The following is a 3,510-nucleotide window of genomic DNA, read 5'->3' on the forward strand; positions in this document are numbered from 1 at the left end:
ACCCAACCAAAAATCGCCAAACTCTTCTCTGACATAAATTATCTTCCTCTCTATACCTTAACTCTATACTTTAGCCTTACTTCTCCCTACCAAGAAGTTCAGCTTGGTATGCTAGCATAGGCGGAAAATACTTGTCAATCCATATCCAATAATTGCGAAAAAACTTCATCAAGCTTTCAAGCTCCAATACCGAATTTTCACATACTCTACCCCTTCCGGACTTTCCCAACGGATCCAGTCCTCTCCTTCATAGAAGTAATCCTCTACAAAGGCTGTTCCGGAAATGGGGATATACTCCGGAATGTCATCCGGGGTAAAGTTGAAGACCTTGGTGCCGTCCTCAACGGAATACTCCATGGACTCGTCCAGATGAATGCCTTCCAGCTTCTTCACCCAGTAACGGACGATTCTGCCGTTTTCCTCAGTTTCACCGGAGAACCAATAGAGTCTGAAGTTTGCAGTTTCCGGAATTTCTTCCTGATCGTGGAGCTCGATATTCAAGGCGCCGTCATAGCCCGGTTGCTCGCCTTCATGCTTTGCCTGCTCCGCCTGCTCGGCAGCCTTCTTCAGTTCTTCCGCTTTCTTCAGTTCTTCTGCCTTCTTCTGCTCTTCCGCAAGCTTTTCTTCCTCGGATAATGGCGCGAAGTTCTTCTCTTCTTCTGCCAGCATTGGCTCTACATCAATGCTTTTCTCTTCGTTATTTCTTAAAGTAATTTCTGTTGTACCCTCTTCCGGAATATAGAAGTTTCCGGAATATTTTCCGTGGGGAGAGTTAATCAGGCGGTTGTCTGCTACGGTAATCTTCTTCATATCACCGTAAAGCTTTTCAAAATGAATGGAAGCCAGGGCATTGCCGTAGAAATCGTTGTCGGTTCCGGTCTGGATCAAGAGATTTCTCTTAATAGAAATGTTTTGGTTGTCATCAAAGTTGTATCCGGGGAAAACGGTGCTGACACGTAATCCGGGGCCGGATGTGATGTCCTTCACCAGATTTCCTTCAATACGATGGTTCGCACCGCCGTGGAGGGCAATGCCGGAAGCTCGCCAGGTCAGCTCTACCGTGTTGTTTAAAAAGGCATTGTTCTCCGCAGGCTTGGATTCTGTATGGATATAACGAACCTGCTCTACCCCATTGACATTTTCCTTGATTTCCAGAATCGCCTTGCTGGCAAAGGTCGCCAGACCATCATCGCCATTTCCACGGATATCAGAGTTCTGCACCTTGGAATTTCTGGTTCCCTGAGCAAAGTTCACGCCGTCCGCAAAGTTGTCTCGGATACGGCTGTTGGAAACGGTCAGGTTCTTGGTATATTTCATCTTATCCGCTTCCACATAGTCTCCTACCCATATTCCGCACTCAAAATGCTCAATCCAGAGGTCATGGAGCTTGGAATTCTCTCCCAAAACGCCGGCGATTCCCTTGTAATTTGCCTCCTGATGAAAACGGGACTTTAATTCGGAATCCATGTATAGGTTATCCATCTCAACATTTGAGCTGCTGTCCAGAAACTCGATGCCGCCTCCGGCCTGCTCCTCAGAGGTAAAATGAAGCTGTGTGTGCCAGATTCCTGCACCGGTAATCCGCATGTCCGTAGCACTTATCACCAGCTTTTGGTCAAAATCGAAGGTTCCCTCCGGAATATATAAGGTCTTGTTCTCCGCATCCGCGTCTTTCAGGGCATCCAGAAATGCTTGGGAATCGTCCTGTCCATCGTTCGGCACTGCGCTGTAAGGAGCATCTGTAATAGAAATGCTGTTGCTTGGCGCTTCCTTTGCTTCCGGCGCCTCTTCCAGCTCGATAAAGTCGATTCCCAGTTCATCAGCTTTTTTATCGGTTCTGCGGATGGTGAGTACATCCCCCTCTTCCAATTCCATCAGTTCCTTGTTGTCATTTTCCATAAGAAAATGTCTTTCATCAAAACGAAAACGAGAATGGGAGCCGGCTATATTTTCATCGAAAACATCATTTTCCTTCACATACTGCCAAGCAGAGCTGTTGTCCAACTCTACGGTTTTCTTTCCAAGAAGTTCTCCCTTTCTCTCCACGGAAATCTCCAGCTCTCCAACGGCGTCCTCCGGCATGGTAAAACGAAGAGTCATGGCATTGGCAGAATTCTTAACCGTAAAGCGTAATGAAGAATTCTCCTTGGTCAACTGTACATAGCTTTGGTTGGAAGCCTCCATCTCCACTTCATCGTAAGCAGTAGAGTGCTTCAGCACCGCATCTCTTCCAACTCCCTCTTCCGCCTCGTAGCGAAGGTAGGGAAGCTTGGCGCCGTAGCCCTGGCTTTCCTTTGCCCAAAGCTCTGTCCTCGTTTCCGCAAATGCGGTTCCATGGGAAAGAAGCCCCAGGCCTGTCATGGTCAAGAGTAACGTAAGTTGTTTTCTGAATTTCATTCTTCTTCCTTTCTTCTCCAAAAAAAGTTACTTTAGTTTTTCGACTTACTTTTTCAGTTTAGAAGGAAATTCAGAAAATATTATGATTTATTTCGGGCGAAATATTAAATAAATACAAAATTTGTCGTAATTTATTATTTTTCACTATAAACAAAAGGCCTATTTGCAACTTACTGCAACTTAGCGCAACTTAAATTCCCTAATACTCCAAATCTCTAATGCAAGACTTATATCATCAACGGCTTCTATACTTTATTTCTATTTTTTATCAAAAACCCTGTATTTCCTAGGATTTTGATGTAAAATAGAAACAAAGGTCGGAGGTGACAAATGGATTTATATAAAGAATTAGCACGTTTACGATGTTTCAGCTATGCGGACATGGTTCAGCTCTGCGGATCCGAAAAAGCCGCTGATTGGCAAATCAAAACTTATCTAAATAGGGGATATATCGAACGTGTAAGGCGTAATCTATACGTCGTAATCAGTATGGAAACCGAACAGCCAATAGCCAATAGATTCCAAATAGCATCACAAGTTACACAAGATGCTTGTATCTCTCATCACAGCGCATTTGAATACTACGGCTATGCCAATCAAGTATTCTACGAAGTTTATTTTTCCACGTGCAAAAATGTTCGTCCTTTTACTTATGACGGAATAGAGTATATACCACTTCCAAAGACAAGTGCTATAGAGATACCGGATATGAATAACGGAGTTAGAGTGACATCCCTTGAACGTACTGTCATTGATAGTATTTTTGACATGGACAAAATCGCGGGGCTTGAGGAAATTTTACGATGCCTGGAACTGATTCCCTCTCTAAACGAAAAAAAATTACTTACTGTTTTAAAAGCATATGGTAAAAAGCAGCTTTATCAAAAAGTGGGATATATACTAGAATTTTACAAAGAGGATTTATCGCTTTCCCAAGATTTTTTCCTAAAATGCATTTCATGCTCCTCTTCCAGCAAAACTTATCTAACTCAGGAAATAAGAGAGAATATTTTTCACCCAAAGTGGCTACTCTACGCCCCCAAGGATCTTAAACAGCTTATTAATAAAGGAGTAGAGTATGATGATGTCATTTGATCGTATATCCCTTGGCAG

At 43.4% G+C, this 3,510-nt stretch carries 2 protein-coding genes; one reads left to right on the forward strand and one right to left on the reverse strand.

The genetic code is table 11. The annotated features are described in order from the left end of the window. Nucleotides 1–168: 168 nt before the first annotated feature. The gene (locus ACO4PX_RS09335) at nucleotides 169–2,397 is read right to left on the reverse strand and encodes a right-handed parallel beta-helix repeat-containing protein (protein WP_485572386.1); all 2,229 of its coding nucleotides are present in this window, start codon (nucleotides 2,395–2,397) and stop codon (nucleotides 169–171) included. 330 nt (nucleotides 2,398–2,727) lie between these two features. Between ACO4PX_RS09335 and ACO4PX_RS09340 the strand changes: the two genes are divergently transcribed. Then, nucleotides 2,728–3,492 carry a type IV toxin-antitoxin system AbiEi family antitoxin domain-containing protein gene (locus tag ACO4PX_RS09340; RefSeq protein WP_485572388.1) on the forward strand — a complete coding sequence of 255 codons (765 nt, stop codon included), beginning with the start codon at nucleotides 2,728–2,730 and terminating at the stop codon, nucleotides 3,490–3,492. Nucleotides 3,493–3,510 lie beyond the last annotated feature (18 nt).

It is taken from the genome of Oribacterium sp., assembly GCF_057249185.1.